This window comes from Ralstonia pickettii, from assembly GCF_000607165.1.
Classification (GTDB): domain Bacteria; phylum Pseudomonadota; class Gammaproteobacteria; order Burkholderiales; family Burkholderiaceae; genus Ralstonia; species Ralstonia holmesii.
Map to the genome: position 1 here is coordinate 202109 of NZ_JFZG01000025.1, position 23387 is coordinate 225495.

Genomic DNA, 23387 nt, shown 5'->3' on the forward strand with positions numbered 1-23387 from the left:
GGCTCGCGCTTGATGTCCTTGTAGCTTATGTCGTGCTGACGTCTTGTTCGGGGCCGCCAGTGTGAGCATGCTCATCCACCTCGGTCTCGTGCCACAACAGCGAGAAACGTAGCTGCTGCGGAGCCTCCGTACCGATGCGGGGGGTGCCGCCCGTATTGGATTGCGTCTTGGATTCGTGCCCGTCGCCCTGCGCAGCTGTGATCTGGTATGGCGTAGGCCGCATCGGTTTGCCGTTCGGGGTCAGCAGACGGAAGGTTTCATCATAGAGCCCAAACGATGTCGTCGGGAACCCTGCAGCGGTAACGGTTTTGCTCACCGGCCCCTCAAACACCCGCTGCGCCGCCTTATACGTAATCGGCCCCGCACACTCCACGGTGATATTCCCACCTTCGAGCGTGATCGACGCCCCGCCGGCTGTGGCGATGCGAATGCGCTTGGCGGCCGCAAAATCCACATTCATATTGGCCGACACCAGCTTCAGGTCCTGCTTGGCCATCAGCTTGAGCACGTCGTGCTGGGCCTGCACGTCGATGTTGTCTTGCCCGGCCGTCAGTTGCAGGCCGATGTTGTTGTCGCCCGCTTTTGACAAACCTGCGGCCACGCCGATCGCGTGGCCGGCGTGCATGCGTGCCTGCTTGCCGACGGCGAGGTTGGTGTCTTGGCCGCTGCCCAGCGCGATGCTTTCGCCGTTGGCGAGCTGCAGGTCTTGCCCGGCCACCATGACGAGGCCCGCTCGGCCTGCAAGATGCGCGATGGCTTCGCCCTGATGCGGCACCTTGCCTTGCGTGGCCGTGTTGCCTGCGCTTGCGTCTTGCTTGGCAGCGTCGAGCGCCTTGCCGTCGACCATGCCGGCCACCGCCTTGGCTTGCTTGACAAGCGGGGCATCGTCGTTCTTGGCGGTGTCGAGTGCGGCAGTCTGGTGCGTGACCGCGCCTTGGCCCAACGATGACGTCAATTCCTTGGCTTGCTTGATCAGCGCAATGCCTGCCACGTTGTCGCCGGTGGGCACGGCTTTGCCGTTACTGGCATCGCGGTAGGTGGTCAGCAGCAGGCCGGCCTGACCGCGCACGGCGGCGTGGCCATCGGTGCGCAACTCGAATCCCTGGCCACGGAAGCTGCCGCGCCGGTTGTCTTGTTGATGGACGAGATGGCCGAGGTTGAGTTGGCTGAATTGCTGCGTGGTAGCGAGCTGCGTACGCAACTGGCCGTCGCTGTCGTCAAAGACGAGGTGGTTGTAGCCGCTGCCGCCGTGTTCCGCGCTCTTGAAGCCAGTGTGGGCGGCGGCGTTGCGGTGGCCTTCGGCCTCCGTGCCCATGCCGTGCCACGCGGGGCTGTGGCCGCCGGCCACGTTGCCTTGTGCGCTTGCGGCGCTGTCGCTGCCTTGCTTGTAGAGGGCTGTGCTGTCGCTTTGGTCAGATGCACCCTGCCCGCCGGGCGTGGGCGCAATGCCGGCCTCGCCCTGGCCGTTGTACAACGAGCCGATCACGACGGGCTGGTCGATGTCGTCTTCGCTGAACTTGACGAGCACTTCCTGCCCGATGCGCGGCAGCCATTGCCAGCCCATGCCGGAACCTGCCTGCCGCTGCGCAACGCGCACCCAGCGGGTGCTGCGGTCATCCGCACGCTCGCCTTGTTGCCAGGGAAAGCGCACGCGGATTTCACCTGCGGGGGTGGCGTGGTGTTCGCCGTCTCCGCCTGCCTGCGTCTGGCCGTCCGGGCCGACCACGATGGCGCTGTGCACGCCTTGCGCGGTGGGCGCGGCGTAGAGGCGACCGCAATCAGGCTCTGTCACAGCGGGGCGCCACGGCCGACGTGCATCGCTTGCGCGGAACATTCCCGCGTAGCCATGCGTGCGTGCGGCTTTGAGCAGATCGCCAGTTGGGGTGATGCGCTCGATGGAGCCCTCTGCTTCCTGGAAACCGAAGACGCCAGGGCCAGACTCCGGCGCGCTGGGCGGCGTATCGAATTCCAGTGCGGCATCGAGCCCGCCCAAACGCTGGCTGAGCGCGTTGTGCGTATCGACGGTCAGGTTGTTGATACCGCAGTGCTCGACCAGATCCATCAACAGCGGATAGGCGCCTTCCACGTCTTGCGGCAGGTGCGGGCAATCCACCACCTGCAGGCGCGTACCGCTGCGCAGCGTGCGCACCGTGCCACGCCCCGAAAACAGCAGCGCACGCGCCTCCAGGCTTTCCATGACCTGTTCGGCAATGCGCTGGGCGTTGGCGGAATCGGGTGCGAGCGACGGGCTGATCGACAGATACGCATCAGGGCTGCCTGCGCTGGTGGCGAAGCGCGCGGGTGCGTGGGCGCGGGCGTTCTGCTTGCCCTCCGGGTCCCACGCGGCCACCGCCACGCCACTTACGGTGGTGCGGCTATGGCAAGCGAGTTGCTGGATCGCGTCGCGCTCTTCCAGGCTGTGCGCGCGGTGGAAGCGGATACCGCCCGCCGCTGCCGATTCCGCGTCTTCCTGCAGTTGTGTGCTGTCGGCGAAGATCACGAGCGTGTGGCCGCCGTGCGCCTGGTCGTCTTCCACCGTGGTGAAACCGAGCCCCGCTTCGGCCAGCAGGCGCGTGACGAAGTGGTAGTCGGTCTCGCGAAACTGGGCGATGTGCGTGCGTGTACCGAAGTCGGCCATGCGTGCTTCGGCACCGGCCGCATAGCGCCACGAGGCATACGGCTCGTACGGCGACAACATCTGTTCAATGATGTCCGGCAGCGGCCGGTTCTGGAACACCTGGCTGTGGCGCTGCTGCGTGGTCAACCAGAACCAGGGCACCACGGTCAGGCGATAGCGCGTAAGGCTGCCATCCGCGCCAAGTTTCTCGGCCAAGCGGATCAGGCCTGTGCGCTTGGTCTGCGTTCCGTCGGCCAGCGTCGTGACCAACGTGACGCGCTGTCCCAGCAACGATTTGAGCGCGATGCGCGCATTGGCGCTGACGGCCACCACGCGCCATTCAAACAGCTCGGACAGCGCCTCCCGACCGAGCCAAGCTTCCACCGCAAGGTCCGCAAGCGGCCCATCGCCTTCCAGCGTATACAGGCGGCGTGTTGGTGCGAAGAGGTTCTGAAGAAGGGTCGTGGCGTCCATTCGCTGTCCGATGCTGCAACGCGTGGCGTATCACGGGGCGATTTCGTGAAACCAGCGCGGGCATTTACGAGGCAGCGCAATGTCGAGCATTGCAGCCGCCTCCGCTCAATTGCCTGGTTGTAAAAATAACCAACCAGGCAGTCGGGCGGCTATTGCCCTTTGTAAGTGGTTGGATTGGCTGCCTTATTGGCAGCATTCTGCGGCGCAAGCAATGCCGCCAGCAGATCGGCGTCAGGATCATCGGGGGCCAATCCGCCTTTTCGATTCTTGGCGGCTTTGGAGGTTGATTGCGCCCTGGGCTTTGTTGGCTGCTGCAGCGCCTTAAATGGCGTATTGGTCGATTTGGCCACCAGCTTGGCGGTTGCCGTCTTGCCTTCGTCGGTATTCGCCGGGGTGCTTGAAGACTTTGCCGCCAGGGTGTGCGTGGCCGGCGTCTCGTCATGCGCTTCCTTGGCGGGCACGCTTGCAACCGACGCCTTGTCGCTCTTCTCGGTTGCGCCGTCTTCGCCCGCCGGAACGTTGACGATGGTGGCGGCCCGCACTTCCGCCACGGGCTCGCTTGCAGAAGCGACAGGCGCCGCAGCGGCCGTGCGAGCGGTTTCCGCGGCCGCCGCTTGCGTGGCTGCAGGTGGTTGAGCAGCCGCTGGCGCGGCTTGTTCAGCCACCTGAGCGGGGGCAGGTTCGCCGCTCGGGTTCAGCACGATCCATGCGCCGATACCGGCGGCGAGCACGACGACCGCCGCGGCAACGCCATAGCGCTGCCCCGACTTTTTCGGTGCCTTGCCGCTGGCCGCGACGCGGCCTTCCAGGCTCGCCAGAATGCGCGTATGCCCGGCCTCATCGGTCTCGGATTCAGAATTGAAGAGCGTTGGGGGCCCTTCTTGTTTCAAATCGCCGTTATTACTCATCACGGGTCCAGAATTGAAATAGAATGCGCGGCGAACGTATGGATTACAAACAAGCGCCGATTCCGGTGGTGGCTGCTGATTCTAAGTCTGGCCTTGCTGAAAGACAAATGATTGACGTAGGTTGCAGTATTTTCTTTATCGTTTCTTAATATTTCTGCGTGGCGAGCGCTTGATTATTACCGTTTATTAATAATTTAGACCTCTAAATACAGATATAAATCTGAATGAATTGACGTAGGCGCCCACGCTCCGCAGGTTGGTATGGTTTTTGTCGCTCTTGTTCTCTACTTCGTTGCCATGGTGGTAGTGGCTGCCGTGCTGCTGCTGCCGTCGGTACGGCAGCGCTGCGCGGCGTTGCTGCGTGCGCAGTGGCGGCGCGTGAGCACGGGGGCTGCGGTAATGGGTGCGCGCTCGGCAGGGTCGTTGCGCGAGTCGGTGGACAACGCGACGTCGGGGGTGTCGGCGTTCAAGCAGTTCGTGGTACGGCGGCGGATGTTGCTGCTCGGTGCGCTGGGTGTGTTATCGGTGCCGCCCATGCTGGCGCTGGCGCTGCGCGAGCAGCAGTCGTTCGAGTTCGATGACGACCAAGTGCGCGAGCCGGATCCGCACATCTCGGCGTTGCTCAATGGCGAACGGCTGATCCCGCCGCCGCCCTTGCCGCCCGAGGTATTCACCACGCGTGAAGTGGAGCAGGTCCGGCCGGCCATCCGCGATGCGAGCCGCGACTGGAATCTGCTCGATGCGGACTTCCGCCAGCGTTTGCTGCTCGTCTACAAGATCATGCGCGACGAACACGGTTACGAAATGGCGCTGCTCGAAGGCTACCGAAGCCCCGAGCGGCAAGTGAAGCTGGCGGCGATGGGCAGCAACGTCACGCAGGCCACGGCGTTCCAGAGCTATCACCAGTACGGTCTGGCGGCGGACAACGCGTTCTTCCGCGACGGCAAGCTGGTCATCAGCGAGAAAGACCCGTGGGCGATGCGCGGCTACGAGCTGTACGGCCAGACGGCGGAATCGGTCGGCCTCGTGTGGGGCGGCCGCTGGAAGATGATGGACCTGGGCCACGTGGAGCTGCGCCGCAAGGGCGTGCTCGGCAAACAGCCCGCACCAAGACAATGACGATAGGACACATGGAGAGCATGCAATGACACGGCCCTTCATCCTGCTGGGTGACAAGACGGACCACGGCGGCGTGGTGATCACCGCATCGGGCAACACAAGCACCGGCGGCAAGGGCATCGCCTGCGTGGGCGACAAGGTGACGTGCCCGCGGAACGGCCACGGCGGCACGACCGTCATCGTGACGGGCGACCCCAACGTCATCATCGACGGCAAGCAGGCGGCGCGCCATGGCGACAAGACCGCGTGCGGCGCCACGCTCCTGTCCAGCCAGGGCAACACCGGCAGCATCTGAACGCGCACGACATGGTTGCAAGACTCTTTCGGTCCGGGCTGACGCTGCTCGCTGTCTTCGTGGTGGTGTGGATTGCCGTCATTGTGTGGTGGCAGTCCGCCAACCGCATGCCGACCACCGCCGACATCCTCACCTACCTGCTGTTGCTGCCGGTGGGCATGATCGTCGGCTATTGGGTCATCAAGCGCGCGCTGGATGGCATTCGCTCCAATGTGGTCGCGGGCCGCGAGCTGGCAGCCGCCACACCGTCCGCAACAGGCGCTGATGCAAAGGCCGCCGACCCGCAAGATGCCACGCGCCAATGGCGCGCCGTGCTGCTGGCCAGTGCCCTGCGCGCGCCTGCGGGCAGTGATGCGGCATCGGTGGTGGACGCAGTGCAAGCCAACACGCAACCGGGCCTGACCGATGTCCAAGGCTTTGGTCAGCCGATCTTTGCTGCGCAAGTGGAAGGCGTCGACATCGAAGACCTGCGCGCCGAGCTAGCCGAGCACCATCCTGACGTCGACTGGCTGGACGAACGCCTGCGCGCCCTTTTGCTTGCAGGCCAGGTGGCCGAAGAGCTGGCCGCACGTGCCGTTGCGCAGATTCCGGAAACGACCGCCCCGGAAACCACGCGACTGATCATCACCGCCCTGCTCCCGCGCGACTGGACACCGCAGCATCAAGCCGCCGCCGATGGCTGGCTGCGCCAACGCATCGCGTTGATCTGGCCGGCAGACCGGTTGACGCTTGAGCCCATCGCCGCCAAGGGCGATGCCGACGCGCTGCTGCTGCTCGATCGCGCCACGCAAGGCGTGAACCGCGCCAACGATGAGCGCGTGCTGCGCATGGTGGTGGTGGCGGATTCGCTGGTCGGCCCCAGCGCTGTTGAGCAACTGATGCAGCAAGAGCAATTGTTCGAAGCCAATCGCCAACACGGCCGCGTGCCGGGCGAAGCCGCTGCGGGCGTGCTGCTGTGCGGGCCGGCCATGACGCAAAGCCTGCTGCCGCCTGCGCTGGAAGGCGACGCCGCTGCAACGGAGTCGTTCACGATCACGCGCGCTGGTGTGGCGCGGCTTGAATCGCCGACGCCGGATCGCGGCCAGCCGCAACTGCAGGCGCTGGGTGATGCAGTTGGCCACGTGCTCGATACCTTGGCCGCCACACCGGTCAAGGCCAAGCAGGACGCAGCGCCCGCTGAGAAAGCAGATACCGCCGAGGGCGATTCGGCTGCCGACCCCATCACCATTGCCGGCGTTGTCTCAGACACCGGCATGCACCCTGTGCGCACCGTCGAGGTGGCACGCGTGTTTTCCGAACGTTTTCCTGCGCTGGACCTGGCTGCGGATCTGCTGCCGGTTGGCACGCCGTGCGGCTATGTGGGCGCTGCGGGCCCGCTGCTCTCGGTGGTGGTGGCACACCAGTTGAGCCAGCAGACCGGCAAGCCGGTACTGGCCATTACCGCCAACGACATCCAGCAGCGCGGCGCCATCGCGGTGGTGCCCAGCCTGACGTGACCTTGTTCCTGATTTCGATTCCGATTCTGTCTGTTCCCGAGCCGAAGGCAACATGCAACGCTTCCTGAACTTCCTGACCAACTCACGCACGCTGTCCATTCTTGGCGTGATCGTGCTGACCATCTTCCTGCTCCTGATGGCGCAGACCTTTGAGGTTGGCCTGGTCTGGGTCGGCGTCGCGCTAGGCGTGCTGCTCGTGCTGTGGCTGCTGACGTATCTGTGGAAGCGCTGGCGTGCGCGTCAGGCCAGCAACAAGCTGGAGGGCGTGCTTGAACAAGCCGCCACCGACAAGGCGGCCACGCCAGACAAGCGTGAAGAAGTGGAAGCCCTGCGCGTGCGCCTGGCAGAAGCCGTCAAGACCATCAAGCGCTCCAAGCTCGGACAGATGTCCGGCAGCGCGGCGCTGTACGAGCTGCCCTGGTACATCGTGATCGGCAACCCGGCGGCGGGCAAGAGTACGGCCGTGCTCAACTCCGGCCTGCAGTTTCCGTTTGCCGACAAGGGCGGCGCCGTCATCCAGGGCATCGGCGGCACGCGTAACTGCGACTGGTTCTTCACCACCGAAGGCATCCTGCTCGACACGGCCGGCCGTTACTCGGTGCACGAAGAAGACCGCCGCGAATGGCTAGGCTTCCTGGACCTGCTCAAGCGCTATCGCCCCAAGGCGCCCATCAACGGCATCGTCGTAACGGTGAGCGTGTCGGAACTCACGCAAAACCGACCCGAATTCGCCATCAACCTGGCCAAGAACCTGCGCCAGCGCGTGCAGGAACTGACCGAACGGCTGGAAGTGTTTGCCCCGGTGTACGTCATGTTCACCAAGGCCGACCTGATCACCGGCTTTACCGAATTCTTCGGCGACAGCGAGAAGCAGGAGCGCGACCGCGTATGGGGCGCCACCCTGCCCTTCGAGCCGGACTCGAAGCCGGACGTGGCGGCCGTGTTCGACCAGCGCTTTGATGAGCTGTGCGACGGGCTGAAGGAGATCAGCGTGGCGCAGATCGCGCTGCACCGGAACAACAAGCTCTCGCCGGGGCTGCTGAGTTTCCCGCTGGAGTTCGCATCGATCAAGCCGACGCTGCGTGCGTTCCTGATGACGCTGTTCGATGAGAATCCGTTCCAGTACAAGCCGGTGTTCCGCGGCTTCTACTTCACCAGCGCGCTGCAGGAAGGTGCCACCAACAGCGTATCGGCCGAGCGCATTGCGCGCCGCTTTGGCCTGTCGACCGACGGCGCCGCGCGCACCCGCGAAGTGTTCTCCAAGAACGGCTTCTTCCTGCGCGACCTGTTCTCGAAGGTGATCTTTGCCGACAGGCAGACGGTGCGGCAGTTTGCCAGCCCCGCCAAGACGCGACTGCGCATCGCCACGTTCTTTGCGCTCGTGCTGGCGCTGGGCGTGATGCTGGGCGGCTGGACGTGGTCGTACATGGGCAACCGCACGCTCACTGCCAACGTGCAGGCCGACCTCGACAAGATCGTCAAGATGCAGCAGAACCGGGGGGACCTGCAGGCCCGCCTGGAGGCACTCGACATCCTGCAAGACCGTATCGAACAGCTTGACCGGTATCGCACCGACCATCCGCTCGCGCTGTCGCTGGGCCTGTACCAGGGCGACACGCTGCAGCACAAGCTGCTCGACGAGTACTACAACGGCCTGCGCCAGGTCATGCTGAAGCCAGTGGGCGGCGCAATCGAAACCTTCCTGGCAGAAGTCAACGCGCATCCGGACCAGTTGGCCCCGATGGTGCGGCCGCCGGAAACCGGTGCAGTGATGACCACGTCCGTGACGACGGCCACCGCCACCGTGGGCGGTGCGTCGGGTGCGTCAGGTGCGGCCGCCAATGCGCCTGCCGCACCGAACCAAGCCACGGCTTCAACCGGCGCCAAGCGCTACACCGACGCCTCCCCCACCAACGTGGAAGACGGCTACAACGCGCTCAAAACGTACCTGATGCTATCGGACAAGCGCCATGTGGAAGTCGCGCACCTGACCGATCAGATCACGCGCTTCTGGCGCGGTTGGCTGGAAGACAACCGGGGCAACATGCCGCGCGAGCAGATGATTCGCTCGGCGGAGCGCAACCTGTCGTTCTTCCTCGCCCGCGTAAACGACGACAACTGGCCGCTGCTGGAAGGCAACCTCTCGCTGGTCGACCAGACGCGTGAGAACCTGCGCCGCGTGGTGCGTGGCATGCCCGCACGCGAACGCGCCTATGCCGAGATCAAGGCACGCGCCTCCACGCGCTACGCTCCGATGACGGTCGCACGCATTGTTGGCGATACCGGCGCTGGCCTGGTGGCCGGCAGCTACGCCGTGCCCGGCACGTTCACCAAGGAAGCGTGGTTCGGCTACGTGCAACCCGCCATCAAGGAAGCCGCCAACAAGGAGCTGCAGACCAAGGACTGGGTGCTGAACGTTGCCGCGCGCGACGACCTCACGCTGGAAGGCAGCCCCGAGCAGATCCAAAAGGCGCTGGTCACGATGTACAAGACCGAATACGCGCGCGAATGGCAACGCTTCATGCAAGGCGTGGCGATCCAGGACTTCACCAGCTTCGATCAGGCCGTCACCGGCATGAACCTGCTGGGCGATCCGACCAACTCGCCGATCCGCAAGGTGCTCGACACCGCATACGAGCAGACGTCGTGGGACAACCCGTCGATGTTCAATGCCGGCCTGAAGCAAGCCAAGACCGGCGTGCTGGGTTGGTTCAAGCAGCTGTTCGCGCGCCAGACGCCGTCGCAGGTGAACGTCAACGTGGACGTGGGCGGCAATGCTGAAGCCGGCGCCATTCCGATGGGCCCGGTGGGCAAGGAGTTCTCTGGGCTCGCGCGCGTGGTTGTCATGCGCGACGACAAATCGCTGCTGCGCGGCTACATGGATTCGCTCTCCAAGGTGCGCACGCGCTTCAACCAGATCAAGAACCAGGGTGACCCGGGGCCGGGTGCGCGCCAGTTGATGCAGCAAACACTGGATGGCAACGGCTCGGAACTGGCCGACACGCTCAAGTACGTGGATGAGCAGATGCTGACCGGCATGACCGACAGCGAGCGCGCCACGCTGCGTCCGCTGCTGGTGCGTCCGCTGCTGCAGTCGTATGCGGTGGCGATCCGCCCGGCCACGACCGAAGTCAACAAGGTGTGGAACGCGCAGGTGTATCAGCCGTTCGCCACCACGCTGGCAGACAAGTATCCGTTTGCGCCCAACGCCAAGATCGAGGCCAGCGCGGCTGAGATCGGCCAGGTGTTTGGCCCGGACGGCGCGATTGCCAAGTTCGCCAGCACGACGATCGGTCCGCTGTCGGTGCGCCGTGGCGACATGATCGCCTCCCGCACCTGGGGCGATCTGGGCATTGCCTTTGTGCCCGAGTTCACCACAGGCTTCACGCGTTGGATCGCGCCGCTCACGGGCGGTGCGGCCGGTGGTGCAGGCGGTGCGGCAGCCGCAGCACCGCAGACGGTGTTCCAGATCCTGCCGGTGCCGTCGCAAGGCGCGACCGAGTACACGATCGAGATCGATGGCCAGCAACTGCGCTATCGCAACACGCCGCCGCAGTGGGCCAATTTCGTCTGGCCGAATCCGCAAGGCACGCCGGGCGCGCGCGTGACGGCCACCACGTTTGATGGCCGCACGGTGGAGCTGCTCAACGAGCCCGGCCGCTTTGGCCTGGAGCGCCTGATTGCCACGGCACAACGCAAGCGTCGTCCGGATGGCGCGTTCGATCTGTCCTGGACGAAGGACAACCTGACGGTATCGATCAGCCTGCGCATCATCAGCAGCCCGCAGACCGCCGGCACAACCGCATCGGATTCGCCGCAAGGCCAGGGCCTGCGCGGCCTGCGCCTGCCGACGTCGATTGCCGATGCATCGGCACCGCAGAACACACTGACGCCGCCCGCCCCGGCAGCGCCCGCAGGCACGCCGCCTACGGCGCAAGCAGCAGTGTCAACGCAGGCCGCACGCCGCGGCATCACGGAAGAGCAAGGAGGGACGGCGCAATGAGCCAGACCCAGTTGCAGCTTTCGTACTTCGGGAAGCTTCCGTCGCGCGGTGATTTCGTCAAAAGCGCCAACAACGTCCAACTGCTCGACACACTCGACCGCTGGCTGGCGCAAGGCATGGAACTGCTGGCCGAAGCCCCGGATTGGAAGACGACCTACGACAATTGGAAGCCGGTGCAGTTTGCGTTTCTCGGTTCGCAGAGCAAGCTCGCCATCGCGGGCACGCTCATGGCCAGCAGTGATCTGTCATCGCGCCGCTTTCCGTTCCTGACGGCGGCGGCCATGGAAGTCGATCGCCCGATCAACTTCATCGCGCGCAGCCCGATTGCGTTGGCGCGCCTTTGGACACGCGCCGGCCAGCAAATGATCTCGCTCGGCACGGCCACCGACGCCACTGAGGGCTTGCGTCTCCTCGCCGAAGGTCAGCACGGCGTGGAGACCGGCACGGGCGGCACGAGCACGCAGTCGCACGACGCGAGCTTTTCGGATTTCATCGATTTCCAGACCGTTGCCGGCCTGGAGCAGATGCTGCGCTCGGAAGGCCACAACATCCGCCTGCGCCGCACCCTGCTGGCGCTGGGCACGCTGCTGCAACCCGTGATGGCGAACGGCTCGTCGCGGCTTGAGAAAGGGCTCACGCTGCCGCTGCCGGCAGACCCGCTCTATCGCAGCCTGGTGGCGAGTTTCTGGCTGGAGTTGGTGTCGCGCTTCCTGCAGCGCGCGGACTTCGAGCTGTCGCTGTTCCTGGGCGATATCAACGGTACCGAGCGACTGGTCATCGGCTTCAACGGCGCCTCGTCACGCACGCTGCACAGCGTCATGTCGCCGCTGGCGTATGCCGAACAGAACATCAACATCGACGATCCGGAATGGGTCGACCAGCACGTCAGCGGAGATTACGGCTTGGCCAAGTTCGTGAGTTACCTGGATCAACCGCAGCTCTCGCTGCGCGTGGCGGTCGATACCTTCCGCGAAGTCTTCATCGGAGAATGAACATGGGTCTGGATGCAATCAAGCGCGGCTTCCGGCCTGCAACCTTCCTGGCGAACGCCGCCATGCTGGTGTGCCTGGGCAGCGCCCTGCCCGCCCATGCCGCGGCTGGCGACGCCCCCGTGCCGGGTCAAGTCGTGGCCGGTGGCATGGTGCCGGACGAAGCCACCAAGGCGACCGTGCTGGCCAAGCTGCGCGAGCTTTACGGCAGTGCCAACGTGGTGGATCAGATCGAAGTGGGCAATGTGGTCTCGCCGCCCAACTGGTCGGCCAACGTGCAGAAGATCCTGTCGCCGGCCATCAAGCAGGTCAACCGCGGGCAGCTCAACATCGACGGCACGCAGGTTTCCCTGCACGGCGACGTTGGTAACGAGGCGCAGCGCCAACAGCTCACGAGCGACATGGCAACGGCGCTCGGCCAGAGCTACACGATCAAGAACGGGTTGCGCGTGGCAGCGGTGTCCGAGCAAGGGCTGCTGGACCAGACGCTGGCCAACCGCATCATCGAATTTGAAACCGGCAGCGCCACGCTCACACCCAAGGGCCGCGCGATTCTGGATGAAATGGCCGCCGTGCTGCCACGCCTGAACGGCCGCAAGATCGAGATCGTCGGCCACACCGACAACTCCGGCAGCCGCGCGCTGAACCTCAACCTGAGCCAGGCGCGCGCAGAAACGGTCAAGAACTACCTCATCGCCAAGGGTGCCGAGCAAGGCACGCTCACCGCGATGGGCGTGGGGCCGGATCAGCCGGTGGCGGCCAACAACACCGATGAAGGCCGCTCGCGCAATCGGCGGATCGAGTTTCGGGCGAGTAAGTGACGCGGGAGGATGCACGCCGGCGGGCGCGGTTGCGTGAGCCGTTGCCTGCTGCACCATTACAGCCGGGTGATCAGCGGCGTGCCTCCCCCCAGATCCGCCTCGAGTACCACGACCCCATCAAGAAACTGTCGCAGCCAATCGCGCAATGTTCTCCGATAAAAGAGCGCATCTGGTGGCTCTGGTGCCATTTGGTATGGGCCTGGCAGCAGCTTGAGCACTGGCTTGCCAGTCGACGACAGGGTGCGCCCGTCGCGATCGTCAGCGGCATCATTCGCTCAGTACAGGTGGATAACGCGGCATTCAAGGCCTATGAGGCCATGGGACGGAGCGTCGACACCAATGCGCACAGCGCATATGACTACACCGACGATACTTCGCGAGACACCTACTATCGCGTGACCCCCGTCGTCATTACGTTGACGGACGATCGGGTCATCCACTTCTGCGAATACCAGGTCACGGACCGTCGGGTTTGGTCCAATGCGCCCTATTTCGCAGGCCTGAACGGCATGCGCGTGCGTGCTGCAGGCTGGTGGGACAACGACGTTTTTTCGGCGTGGGGCATGCGCTTGACCGGCCGTCGTGAGCCACAGACCGTCTATGTTGCAAAGCGCCCACGAGACTTGCCCGAGCCGCTGGAGATCATCCTGTCGCACAGGAGTGCGGGCTTTAGCGAGGCGATCGGCCTTCTCGGCTATTTCAGCGCGCTGATGATCGTGATCATGCTTTTTTTTGTAGTTAGTGAGTTTGGCCTCGAAGGCGCTGGCCCCGTCGCGGGGATGATGGTCGGGATGTTTACCCTGGCGCCGATGTTGCTCGTGGTCGTTTCACAGACGCTGATGCGCCTGATGGCGGGGCCCCTGCGCCCGATCCCGGAAATAATGGCGGCTGGTGAATACGGCAACCGCCATCTGCGCTTACGGAGCTTCGACTTCGGCCGCTGCGAACGCGCGGTATTTGAAGCGTTGGAGCGGCAGGAAGAGAATTAGTCGTACACGGCTAGGTGCATGCAAGCGCCCAGTGTCCTCCAAGCAGGTAGGCATTAACGGTTGACAGCAACACACATGACATCGTCCGCCCAATTGACCCTGCCCGATTCCGCCCCGACCGAAGCGCATCGAGAAGCCTGCCTGCGCCGGCTGAGCCAGTATTCACCGGACGCGCCTGATGCTCCAGTGCCGTTCAGCCACCGCCTGGCCGAAGCCGAGGGGTGGTCGCGCTTATATACGCTGACCGTCATCGAGGAGTACAAGCGCTTCGCGTATCTGGCGGTGTTTGCCGGGCATGCGGTCACGCCTTCCGAGGCGATCGATGCGGCATGGCATCTCCATCTGCAATACTCGAAAGAGTATTGGACGGTGTTCTGCGGGGAGGTACTGGGCGCGCAGCTCCACCATGCGCCGGGTATTGGCACCCCGGACGAAGACGACACCTACGCGCAGCATTACGCGCAAACACTCGACAGCTACAGGCGCGCGTTCGGCGTCGAGCCCCCTCCTGACGTCTGGCCGGTGCCTGAACCTGCGCAGCCGGACATTGCCCCGAAGGCCGCCAGCACCGCGCAATATCCGCCCAACCTCGTCGCGCCGCCACCCGCATCGACCGCGCGCTCGATCGTGCCATCCGTGTGGCTCTTGATCGGCGTCGTCCTCATCGGCATCACCACGAACATCGTTTCAGATTTCGATGTGCTGAACTACCCGGGGTTGCGGTTTCTCGCCTTCTATCTGGGCGTGTGCGTGATTGCGTGTTTGCTGATCCGGGGCCTGCATCGATCAACCTACAGCCGCCGCCCATGGGGAATGGCCGGCGGCAATGTACCGCGCCCACTGTCGCCCGCCGAAGCCGCGCTGATCACCGGCGATTCCACGCGAATGGCGCAGGTTGCGACGCTGACACTGCTCGACGCGGGCGCGATCCGCATCGCTTCTCCAGCAAAGAGAAAGCGTGACCGCAACACATATGTGGTCGCGAACGAGGCGCCAACGCCCCAGCGCCACGTCAACGCTTGGACCTGGCTCGCCCGACAACCACAGCGCCGTTCGCCATGGCCGGCCTTTCGGGACCGATTCCTCGACGAAGCCATCGACATGACAGATCGGCTGCGCCACGAAGGTTGGATGTGGGCCGCCGGCGCGATGCGCGGAACGACCGTCGCTGCATGGGCGATCGGGCTATCGGTGCTGTGGCTCGGGGTGGTGAAGGTATTTGTTGGCCTGTCCCGAGACCGTCCGGTGATGTGGCTGCTGGTCGAGATGGTGCTGTTCGGAATCGTCTACTGGTGCGTGACCGTGCAGCTGATCGGCGTCGGCCGCGCGGGCCCCACCGCAGGAGCCAGCGCCGCGCTCGATGTGCATCGTCAGCGTAGCCAGCAGGCGCCGAAGGCCGGTTTGTCGACAAGCGATCTACTGTGGCTGGCGGCGTTTGGCGGCACGAGCGTGCTGGCCAACACCGCGTGGGCCGGATACCGACCGATGATGGGAACACCCGCAGGCGCCAGTTCCGGCGGCTCTGGGAGCGACACGTCGAGCAACTGCAGTTCAAGCAGTAGTTCGAGCAGTTGCAGCTCGAGTAGCTGCGGATCCAGCGGCTGCGGCGGTTGTTCGAGCAGCTAGCCGGTTCAGCTCGCGCTTTCCGACGGCGGATCGCCCAGGCCCAGCAGCTCCTCAATCTGCGACAGCGTCGCGTCATCCTTGACCACCGTGCGCAGCCAGGCGTGCAGCGGCATGTCGCCCCACTTGGCGGCGCGCGCGGCGAGGTAGGCCACCGGGCTGTGCGGCTCGGTCTGGCGGAAGAATTCAGCCACGTCACGTAGTTGACTCAACGCCTGGGCACGCGAGCGGATTGGGCCGGCAACAACTGTCTCAACAACGGCGCCTGCCACAGACTGCGCCGTCTGCTGCTGAACACCTTTCGCTTCCACCGCGGTTGGCTTGGGCTCCGGCTTGCCACCAAAGCGCTCGACCAACGCGCGAACCGCCTGCAATGCTTCACGTGCGGGGCGGAAGCTCGGCGCATGGTCTCCAGCACGCGCATCCAGCACGGATTCCAACCGCAACAGCGCAGCGCCACAGCCCACCACATCATCATGCAGCGTCTTGTAGAACGCCGGCGACGTGGCACGCCGCGCCGATTCAAACTGGTCCTGCGTGATTTTTCCGCGCGACAGATCATCAGCCTGCTCCGGATCGCGGCGGATGGCTTCGACCAGGCTGGTCGCAACTTCCCAATCGACAAGGCTGTAGCCGCCCTTGCCCGCCTCCACCAATGGAACCTCGCGAATCAACTGGCTTGATCGCGTCGCAAGCCACGCCATGCTGCCCGTGCGGGCTTCGGGGTCATCGGCTTCGGGCAGCGGATAGAGGTGTTCCCAGAACTGTTCGCACAGGCTGGCGATCAGCTCGTAGCCCTCACGCAGGCCCGCGAAACCGCGCTCTTTCGACAACGCCTCGGCCAGCCATGCAGCCAGGCGCAGATCTTTCGTGCGGTTCTGCAGCAGTGATGTGCTCTCGGCGATCACGGCGCGCCAGTCGGCCTCCTTGATCTCCGTGACCCACTCGCCTTGATCGAGTGAGGGGTCATCAAAGCGGCGCGCATCCTGGATGCTGTCGAATTCGGCGGAGAAAAGCATGTCTTCGCCGCACGGTTGGGCGCCGGGCAGCGGAGCGAGCAGTTGGTCAAACGGAAGAGAGGCCATGATCGGAAACGAAAACCGGAGTGCGATACGAAAGTCAGGGCTGGGCGACGCGGCAATCCGCCAGCGCCAGCGTCACGCCAACGAACTGGCGGTTCAGGCAATCCAGCGTGATGTCCTTGCTGGGCTTGTATGCCGCCAGCTTGTGATCGGGAAACAGCGCCTTGAGCGCGTCACGTTGGTCATCCTGAAACGGCGCGCCCACCTTCAGGTCTTCGGTCACGGCCAGCGTGTTCAGGCTGTCGTCGGACAGCGGATAGACCTGCCCCTTGAAGACGAGCCGGTGGCCGTCGTATTTCTTTGACGCGGTCGGCGCGTCCTTGAAATACTCGGTCAGCACCTGGCGGTACGAAACCTGCAACGGGGTGTCGTCCTGGGCGAATACGGGCGTGACGAGCAGCGCGGCCACAGCAGGAGCGGCGGCGAGGCGGGACAGAGCGTTCATATCAGCGTGCGTGAAATGTGACGTCCGCACGCGCAAGGGCGGACGGTGGAGATGCTACGCAGGCTTGGGGCGGTTGGGGGGATTGTTTCTAAATCTTCATGTGGGTGCACCCCGCTCAATACCTCACATTTGCACGACTCTTTTGCAATCGTGGCCTCGTCCCGGTGCGGGGAAATTAATCTTGGTGCATCAAGCCGGCTTGCGAGACGATCTCTGCAGACCATGTTGGTTCTGGGGCAAGACGTTGGCCGACGTACTCAAAAACACCTGCAGGCAGAAACAGCCAAAACAGCGGGATCCCAACCGCCGTCAGTAGCACCAATTCAACCACGTGCATATTGGCGCGGAGTCGGGCACCTTCTTCTGTCCGGTCAAACAGCGGGTAGAACTCCAGCAAGCACCGTCGGAAACTGACATCGCGAGGAAACGGCCTGATTTCTTGCAGATTCTTTGGCCCCTCATTCATGAAGCAGCGGATATACGCCTTTCCTGTTCGGCCTCCGCACAAGGGCCCGAGCAATTACCTGCTAGCGCGCACACGCCAGATTCTCGATCTCTTGTTCACTGAGCGCCGGGCCTCCTGCAGCAGCAATGATCTCTGGCGAAAAAGCTGGCACCTTGCCAACGCCCGAACGGCGCGGTTTTTCTCCCGGCTGAATCTGCGCACCTCCCTCTTCCATATAGCGACGGATGTGTTCGTAAAGTCGCCAGAGCACTGCGTCTTCCCACCAGCCTGCGTAGCCGATATTCACGATCTCTTTGCAGAGATTCGGCTTATCTGGCTCACCCCACAGGAGGGTTAAGAAGTATGTTTCTCTGCCTGCCGACCCCGTAAACTGGGTCATCTTGTAGCTGCGCGCCTTGACCTCATCCCAGGAATAGGTGCGGGGCTTTGCGACGTGCTGTACTTTCCAAAACCGAAAGAAGACGAAGGGTTGAAGCTGGATGAAGCTGACCTGTCGCGTTTTCCTGTTAAAAAGCACAGGCAAGTCCCGTGGCAAGAAGAACACGATCTTGAAACAGGCCACAGCCACAAGAAACGCGATGACAGAACAAAAAATCATTAGCGCAGATGTGCCTATGAGCATCGGCTCATCCGGATCCCACATCGCCGCCCCCGCATACGCAAACATGACCATAAAAACCATCATGCTGACCAAGAACAAGGTTCCTAAAATAGTCTTACCCTCTGATCCTAGCGGGGCTCCGATTTCTATGGCATCAGGATAGATATTCAATAGCGATTCACACGTGCTTCCGACCAAATGCACAGGCTGATGCTTGTTATCGGGCGCAACGCGCCACGGTTTTCGCTGCGCTTGTAATGTGCGCCTCTTCGTCTTCGGGAACTCGAAATATGGCTCGGGCTGATTCCACTCCGGTAGCAGCACGCGAAAATCAGGATTACCCTGAGACATCTTGGGAAACCTCACAATATTTTGTTCAGCGTACGCGAAACTTAACGTCTGCACGCGCGGGGTGGAAGGGGGAGGTACGCAGGCTTGTGGTGGCTGAGGGATTGCCTCTAAATCTTTATCTAGCCTCGCTCTCCGCAGATCGCTCTTAGATATCTCTGCGAAAACCCGTGGCTCTTACCTACTAAGGCAGCTTGGCCGGCCAGTTCAGTGGCTGCTCTGGTCCGATGCCGTTTTCCCGCCTTATTTGGCCAACCTCGCTCTTCCACTCCGCAGGGAAGATCGGCCAGTAGCACAGGCATTTCTCCAGCCAATTGAGTACGTGGTCGGGGTTGCGGCCTTTGTGTAGCCATTCGTCCGGCATAGTGGGAACTTGCACGGCGTCCATGCACTTCTGCATGAACGTCTGTATGTAGCGCCAGAGACGCTCGCCACTGTTGCGCGGCCCAACCCAGATCAGATCCTCTCCGCATCGTTGCGGATCGGCTGCGTCCAGCGGCGGCCAGTACAGAAGCAGGCAGCCGCCGTATTCTCTCTTCCGCCGCTTCTCGCGCGCTTCGTCCGACAAGTCATAAGCGGGCATCCTCACTGCAGAGTCCGCCGCCATGCTGTCGCTCAACTCCCGCAGACCATTCGGCCCGGGAAGGAAGCAGCGTATCGAGGATTGCACCAGGAATTGGCACTGGGTCGCCATCCTCTCTCAAGTGCCGCAACGCGCTGGTCAGAAGCTGAGCGCCGTTGGCATCAATCCACTTCACATACGCAATATCAAAAGGAAGCTTTGCATCCGTCTTGAATATCTTCCGGCGCCGTAAGTGGTTGACGCAGCGGCTGCATTTGACGTTGTCGGACCAAGGTTCTAAGCACCCGCCGTTACGTGGGCACGCAGCGCCGTTTGCTGGACAACTTCGGTGGGCCATTTCGGTTTAGGCGCCAACCGCTGCGCAATGTATTCGCAAATGCCTATCGGCACGAACAGCCAAAACAGCGCCAACGCAAGGACACTTGCAATGGCCACCGAGACGATCATTTCGGTGCGACCCATGCGTGCGCGAATGCGTCGCCCATCCTCCGTTGGATCAAGGAACGGAAAGAACCCGAACAGGCAGCGCCTGAAATTGACGTCGCGCGGAAATGGCTTGACCTCTTGAAGTCGTTCAGGCCCTTCATTCATGTAGCAACGGATGTATGCCCACATCTGATGGACCGTTTGCGGATGAAACACATCAGATTTCAAGATAATCCGATCCTCGACTTTGGTCGTGCCGGCTTCGCACTGCGCGAGAATCAATCCGTAGCGTACCGAATATGTCTTACCGTTGTATCCGGCGATCTTCCCAAGTTCCGCCTCGACGCGAGACCAGTCAAACTCCTTGACCACAGTCTTCCACTTCGAGAACGGATTGGGCTTTGCCAAATATTCCAGCGCAAATACTTTTTGATTCCTACGATCAAACAAAACCGGAAGATCCAATGGTGTTCTTATACTTTTTTTTAAAACATAAAATACAAGAACAACGAGCCCCATCAACATTAAAAATACGATCAACGCCATGAAGATGTAATCTTTCACGTCGTCATCCATATATATTCCAACGAGAAACGGTAACATTGCAACGAATCCAACCGCCACACCTCCCCCTAACAATAAACCGGGGCCACGCTGAATTGATGTTGCCCGCGACAACTCAAAGACGTTTTCATCCACGTAGTTGAGATCCAGGTCCAAGTCCGGCTTTTCATTCGCATCGCCCGCTTTCAGCGGCGTCGCGCGCGCCGGCAAATCCTCGTACCAGTACGGGCTCTGGGGCTGCAGTTTGGATCTATTTTCTTTCATCTCAATCTGTCACCTTCATCAGTTTCTCGGCCCACCCCTCCGGATCGCTCTTGTCCGGCCAGTATTTAACTTCAATCTGGGCTTGCTTATAAATCTTCGTGTTGACTTCGATGCTTTCTTCGATCACATAAGACCCTTGGTCTCGCTGCGTCGTCCCCTGGCGGTTCCGATAGCGCGACGACGTATCGATGATTCGGTCAGGCATCGGCCGGAGTTCAGGCAGAACGTCCGGGTCCTGACCGCCCGCCATGATTAGCTCGGAAGCACCACGTGTATTGATTGCTTTGACTTTCCACTCATAGACGGATCGCCTGGCATCATAGCTGGCAAGCGTCAGCTTGACCTTGAGGGTATCGAAACCCGTGGCGACTTCCGACCAATCGTCGTTGAAACCCATCTCCACGCCAAGTCCGAGCACTAGGGCATTCAGATCGGCGATTTCTTCAGCCATCTGCGCGTCGGTCCACTTGCCCTCCTTGCGTTTTTTCCCGTAACCCCAATAGCACCGATCCAGCCAGATTTCTACAGGTGTACTTTCCAGGTTGCCCGCACACCAGATTGCGGCGATCCCTATGGCCGTCAGCAGTAGCACCCAACCAAGCGGGCCAAGCAAGAATGCGCCGGTCAGTGCAGTAGAGAAACCAGACCCAAAGGCAATCACGGCACCGCCAATAAAAGCGACGGCACCAGCTGTATATGCCCACCCAGCCCCTTTGTCACCTTGCTGAAATGTTCTACGGGCAGAAAACGCTGCCTGGATACCATCAACGAGTAGTGATACAGCACCTAAAACTGCACCGGCCTTGACAAAAAATTTCCCTACCGCGACAGGACCAAGTGCTCTCAGGCCAATCCCAAGCACCTCAGCCGAAGCTCCCATGAAACCCAGCGTAGCCGACACCACCGGCAGCTTCGCCTCCATGCCGCCCTGCGGTCCGATGGTCGAGTCCATCGTTTTGTTTGCGTCACGAAGAGCCCAGGCTTGAAAGATCCAAGAGCCCGCTGCCAGCAAGGGTTCGCCACCAGCACCGGCGAGGCGAAGGCTCTTCGTCAGCAGTGACCGCCCCAAGCTCTTGGCAACCCCCGGCAGCAACGACGCAGTTCGCTCAAGCGGACGTAGTATTTGAACCGCCTCTCGACTCAACGTGATAGCACCAATCTTCAGTGCACTTGCTGCTTGCCCGGTCAGGTCAATTGCCTCACGCTTGGCTTTACTGACGGCGCTCTGAATGTCTTTCTTCAGCTCGTCCGCTTGCTCTATGGTCCATATCGTCACCTCGATCACTGTATTCCGGACCTTGGCATTCGGGATTGAAATCATCCCGCCGAGCAGCGCACTGCGGACCTTGCGGCCAGCGACGTCGGCAAACTTCTTGCCGGCATCCACTCTTTTGCGCGAAAACTGATTCAGCAGATCCACATACTGACCAATCGTCATTTTGACCTGTATGCATACCGGACTGACGTTGGCGTAAAGCCTGAGCGCAGCCTGGACCGCCCGCTTGATCTTGGCGTCTACGGCATCCACTGCCTTGGTCTGCAATTGGGAAACGGCGCCTTCGATAGCAGCCACCAGATGCGACGCGGCGACCTGAACCTTGGTATCCATCAGATGCTTGAACTTCTCCGGCGCATCGATCTCCTTGGATGCCAGAATGGCCTTAAGGGTGTCGTGTAGCTTGTCCCCCTTATTCAAGTCGGAGTCCTGCACCTTCTCTGACAAAGACTTCTTATCGGAAATCCTCGGAAGCAGGGCGGTGAGCAAATCCTTGCGCCCCCCCATGATGGCGGCGTAGGGGATCGTGAAACCAGTGGGATTGGCCGCATCCTTGTGATTGCTCAGCCAATCCTCCCACAGCTTGATGCCCGCCTGACCTTGCGGTCCACCCGCCAGGCACGGCGCGCACATCGTCATCAGCTTGACGTTTTCGTGAAGCTTCTCGGTGTCGTAGTCACCAAGCCACGCCTTCCAGTCGTCGGTGCGCGCCCAAGCTGCCCAATCATGATCGCAGTTCGAAATCTGAGAGGCGAAATCGTTCATCCGCTTGGTATATCGCTGCTCGAACTCGCTGCGCTCCGCCTCGTTGTACGACTTCTTCAGTTTTCCCCAAGTCGTCTTCTGCTGGTCCGCAATACGCTCGGCACGTGTCGTTGTGATTGTTTGTGTGGATCCGGGGGCGGTTATGCCGTCCCCAAAGTAGTAGGTCTCGCTGACCTTATCCGGGATCTTGCGCTCCCCTTCATCCTTTGTAATGGCCGCCCGGGTAGCGGCCTCAATCTGCTTTTTAAGCCCGACGATGGCTTGGGATACAAGGAGCGGACGGGCAACCGCCGCGTGGTAGGCCTGTCGCCACTCGATCCGGTCATGCGTATGGCCATTCAATTCCTTGACGATACCCACAGCGTCGTACAACGCAAACGCAGAAACCTTGCCAGGCTTGCCCATCGCTTTGCGCTTGTCCGCGATGCTCTTCACATAGCTGGTCAGTGCAGCGGATTGCCCGGCGCGAGCAAAGTTGCCGTGCAGGCTCTGCCACACGTTGTTCTTCTTGGCTGCCTGCATACCGCTTTGATTCCAGTTGCCGCCGCTATAGCCTCTGCGCGATAGGTATTCCTGCTCCTGCCCGACGTATTCGAAAACCATGTCGTGCAGGCGCGTGTTGTCCGGTCCGATTTCGAAACTGTGCTTAGTGGCGTCCGGGTGGGATGCCAACGCAGCGACATCGCACGGCTGCATGCGCTTGCCTGGATTTCGCTGGTATTCCGCGCGCACGGCTGGGCTCCAGACGTCTTCGGCAAAGGCGATCCAAACCTTGTCGTGACCGTGCGGGATAGTGATGAAACTGGCCGGGATGTTGTCGCCAGCGCGCTTGCAGGCTTCCGTCAACGGCCGGTCTGTTTTCCAGTCCGGATCATCCGGGTCAGCCAGCAATCGCAGATAGCCATCATCGGTCACCACATAGGTTTGCCACATACCAGGCGTACCGAGATACACGTGCACGAAGCCTTTGCGCAACGTTCGCAGGGTGTACTTATTCACCTGCAACTGTTGCTTCGCGAATGTCTCTAATGTTGATACGACACTGAGTGGCTTGGTGCCGGCCGCTGCCAGATAGCTCGGTAGGACGGCGTAGCGGACCGGCAGAATCGGATATCCGTCGCGGTCGCAAAAACCGCACTTCCCGGTCTTATTGCTGGGCGCACATTTCTGGGCGGTCTGGACGTTCTTCTTCAGCGCTTGCGCGCCAGATGCAGGTGTTGTTGCCATATCGGG

Annotated in this window: 17 protein-coding genes; 8 read left to right on the forward strand and 9 right to left on the reverse strand. The window is 62.1% G+C overall.

The window, feature by feature from the left end:
• Nucleotides 1-25: 25 nt before the first annotated feature.
• Together BG83_RS0123040 and BG83_RS0123045 are read right to left on the reverse strand one after the other, a co-directional pair.
• A complete protein-coding gene (locus tag BG83_RS0123040; RefSeq protein WP_024978958.1) occupies nucleotides 26-3091 on the reverse strand; it encodes a type VI secretion system Vgr family protein in 3066 nt (1021 codons plus the stop codon).
• Between the two features lie 149 nt (nucleotides 3092-3240).
• On the reverse strand, nucleotides 3241-3999 hold the full coding sequence (locus BG83_RS0123045; protein WP_024978959.1) for a hypothetical protein: 759 nt from the start codon (nucleotides 3997-3999) through the stop codon (nucleotides 3241-3243).
• 261 nt (nucleotides 4000-4260) lie between these two features.
• Here BG83_RS0123045 and BG83_RS0123050 point away from each other — a divergent pair, with 261 nt between their 5' ends.
• The 8 genes from BG83_RS0123050 to BG83_RS28015 all read left to right on the forward strand — a co-directional run bounded on the left by BG83_RS0123050 (nucleotide 4261) and on the right by BG83_RS28015 (nucleotide 15337).
• Complete coding sequence (locus BG83_RS0123050; RefSeq protein WP_024978960.1) at nucleotides 4261-5118, forward strand: M15 family metallopeptidase; 858 nt, start codon at nucleotides 4261-4263, stop codon at nucleotides 5116-5118.
• Nucleotides 5119-5143: 25 nt separating this feature from the next.
• Nucleotides 5144-5413, forward strand: a complete 270-nt coding sequence (locus BG83_RS0123055) for a PAAR domain-containing protein (protein ID WP_024978961.1) — start codon at nucleotides 5144-5146, stop codon at nucleotides 5411-5413.
• An 11-nt stretch (nucleotides 5414-5424) separates the two neighbouring features.
• Nucleotides 5425-6909, forward strand: a complete 1485-nt coding sequence (locus BG83_RS0123060) for a hypothetical protein (protein ID WP_024978962.1) — start codon at nucleotides 5425-5427, stop codon at nucleotides 6907-6909.
• 52 nt (nucleotides 6910-6961) lie between these two features.
• Nucleotides 6962-10912 (forward strand): type VI secretion system membrane subunit TssM, encoded by a 3951-nt coding sequence (tssM, locus tag BG83_RS0123065; protein WP_024978963.1) that lies wholly within the window; start codon nucleotides 6962-6964, stop codon nucleotides 10910-10912.
• Complete coding sequence (gene tagF / locus BG83_RS0123070) at nucleotides 10909-11904, forward strand: type VI secretion system-associated protein TagF (RefSeq protein WP_024978964.1); 996 nt, start codon at nucleotides 10909-10911, stop codon at nucleotides 11902-11904. Before tssM ends, tagF begins: the two co-directional genes overlap by 4 nt.
• 2 nt (nucleotides 11905-11906) lie before the next feature.
• Complete coding sequence (locus BG83_RS0123075) at nucleotides 11907-12722, forward strand: OmpA family protein (RefSeq protein ID WP_037032349.1); 816 nt, start codon at nucleotides 11907-11909, stop codon at nucleotides 12720-12722.
• A 29-nt stretch (nucleotides 12723-12751) separates the two neighbouring features.
• Nucleotides 12752-13711 carry a hypothetical protein gene (locus BG83_RS0123080; protein WP_152543746.1) on the forward strand — a complete coding sequence of 320 codons (960 nt, stop codon included), beginning with the start codon at nucleotides 12752-12754 and terminating at the stop codon, nucleotides 13709-13711.
• Between the two features lie 93 nt (nucleotides 13712-13804).
• Nucleotides 13805-15337 carry a TIGR04222 domain-containing membrane protein gene (locus tag BG83_RS28015; protein WP_235193260.1) on the forward strand — a complete coding sequence of 511 codons (1533 nt, stop codon included), beginning with the start codon at nucleotides 13805-13807 and terminating at the stop codon, nucleotides 15335-15337.
• 5 nt (nucleotides 15338-15342) lie between these two features.
• On the opposite strand, the gene tssA is transcribed toward BG83_RS28015, so the two are convergent.
• From tssA to BG83_RS0123120, 7 genes are all read right to left on the reverse strand, one after another.
• Entirely contained in the window at nucleotides 15343-16419 is a 1077-nt protein-coding gene (gene tssA, locus BG83_RS0123090; protein ID WP_024978967.1) for a type VI secretion system protein TssA, read from the reverse strand.
• A 34-nt stretch (nucleotides 16420-16453) separates the two neighbouring features.
• Entirely contained in the window at nucleotides 16454-16861 is a 408-nt protein-coding gene (locus tag BG83_RS0123095) for a hypothetical protein (protein WP_024978968.1), read from the reverse strand.
• 175 nt (nucleotides 16862-17036) lie between these two features.
• On the reverse strand, nucleotides 17037-17258 hold the full coding sequence (locus tag BG83_RS0123100; RefSeq protein WP_024978969.1) for a DUF6708 domain-containing protein: 222 nt from the start codon (nucleotides 17256-17258) through the stop codon (nucleotides 17037-17039).
• Nucleotides 17259-17388: 130 nt separating this feature from the next.
• On the reverse strand, nucleotides 17389-18279 hold the full coding sequence (locus tag BG83_RS29925) for a DUF6708 domain-containing protein (protein ID WP_024978970.1): 891 nt from the start codon (nucleotides 18277-18279) through the stop codon (nucleotides 17389-17391).
• A 181-nt stretch (nucleotides 18280-18460) separates the two neighbouring features.
• The gene (locus tag BG83_RS28020) at nucleotides 18461-18859 is read right to left on the reverse strand and encodes a hypothetical protein (protein ID WP_235193261.1); all 399 of its coding nucleotides are present in this window, start codon (nucleotides 18857-18859) and stop codon (nucleotides 18461-18463) included.
• Between the two features lie 276 nt (nucleotides 18860-19135).
• Entirely contained in the window at nucleotides 19136-20113 is a 978-nt protein-coding gene (locus BG83_RS28025) for a DUF6708 domain-containing protein (protein ID WP_024978972.1), read from the reverse strand.
• A gap of 1 nt (nucleotide 20114) precedes the next feature.
• A complete protein-coding gene (locus BG83_RS0123120; RefSeq protein WP_024978973.1) occupies nucleotides 20115-23381 on the reverse strand; it encodes a T6SS effector BTH_I2691 family protein in 3267 nt (1088 codons plus the stop codon).
• Between the last annotated feature and the right edge of the window lie 6 nt (nucleotides 23382-23387).

Bases quoted from the DNA above. Each gene is read 5' to 3' on its own strand.
- BG83_RS0123045 (WP_024978959.1), bottom strand. From the start codon at position 3,999: ATGAGTAATAACGGCGATTTGAAACAAGAAGGGCCCCCAACGCTCTTC.
- BG83_RS0123050 (WP_024978960.1), top strand. From the start codon at position 4,261: ATGGTTTTTGTCGCTCTTGTTCTCTACTTCGTTGCCATGGTGGTAGTG.
- BG83_RS28020 (WP_235193261.1), bottom strand. From the start codon at position 18,859: ATGCCCGCTTATGACTTGTCGGACGAAGCGCGCGAGAAGCGGCGGAAG.
- BG83_RS0123075 (WP_037032349.1), top strand. From the start codon at position 11,907: ATGGGTCTGGATGCAATCAAGCGCGGCTTCCGGCCTGCAACCTTCCTG.
- tssA (WP_024978967.1), bottom strand. From the start codon at position 16,419: ATGGCCTCTCTTCCGTTTGACCAACTGCTCGCTCCGCTGCCCGGCGCC.
- BG83_RS0123040 (WP_024978958.1), bottom strand. From the start codon at position 3,091: ATGGACGCCACGACCCTTCTTCAGAACCTCTTCGCACCAACACGCCGC.
- tagF (WP_024978964.1), top strand. From the start codon at position 10,909: ATGAGCCAGACCCAGTTGCAGCTTTCGTACTTCGGGAAGCTTCCGTCG.
- BG83_RS0123055 (WP_024978961.1), top strand. From the start codon at position 5,144: ATGACACGGCCCTTCATCCTGCTGGGTGACAAGACGGACCACGGCGGC.
- BG83_RS28025 (WP_024978972.1), bottom strand. From the start codon at position 20,113: ATGAAAGAAAATAGATCCAAACTGCAGCCCCAGAGCCCGTACTGGTAC.
- BG83_RS0123120 (WP_024978973.1), bottom strand. From the start codon at position 23,381: ATGGCAACAACACCTGCATCTGGCGCGCAAGCGCTGAAGAAGAACGTC.
- BG83_RS0123095 (WP_024978968.1), bottom strand. From the start codon at position 16,861: ATGAACGCTCTGTCCCGCCTCGCCGCCGCTCCTGCTGTGGCCGCGCTG.
- BG83_RS29925 (WP_024978970.1), bottom strand. From the start codon at position 18,279: ATGTCTCAGGGTAATCCTGATTTTCGCGTGCTGCTACCGGAGTGGAAT.
- tssM (WP_024978963.1), top strand. From the start codon at position 6,962: ATGCAACGCTTCCTGAACTTCCTGACCAACTCACGCACGCTGTCCATT.
- BG83_RS0123060 (WP_024978962.1), top strand. From the start codon at position 5,425: ATGGTTGCAAGACTCTTTCGGTCCGGGCTGACGCTGCTCGCTGTCTTC.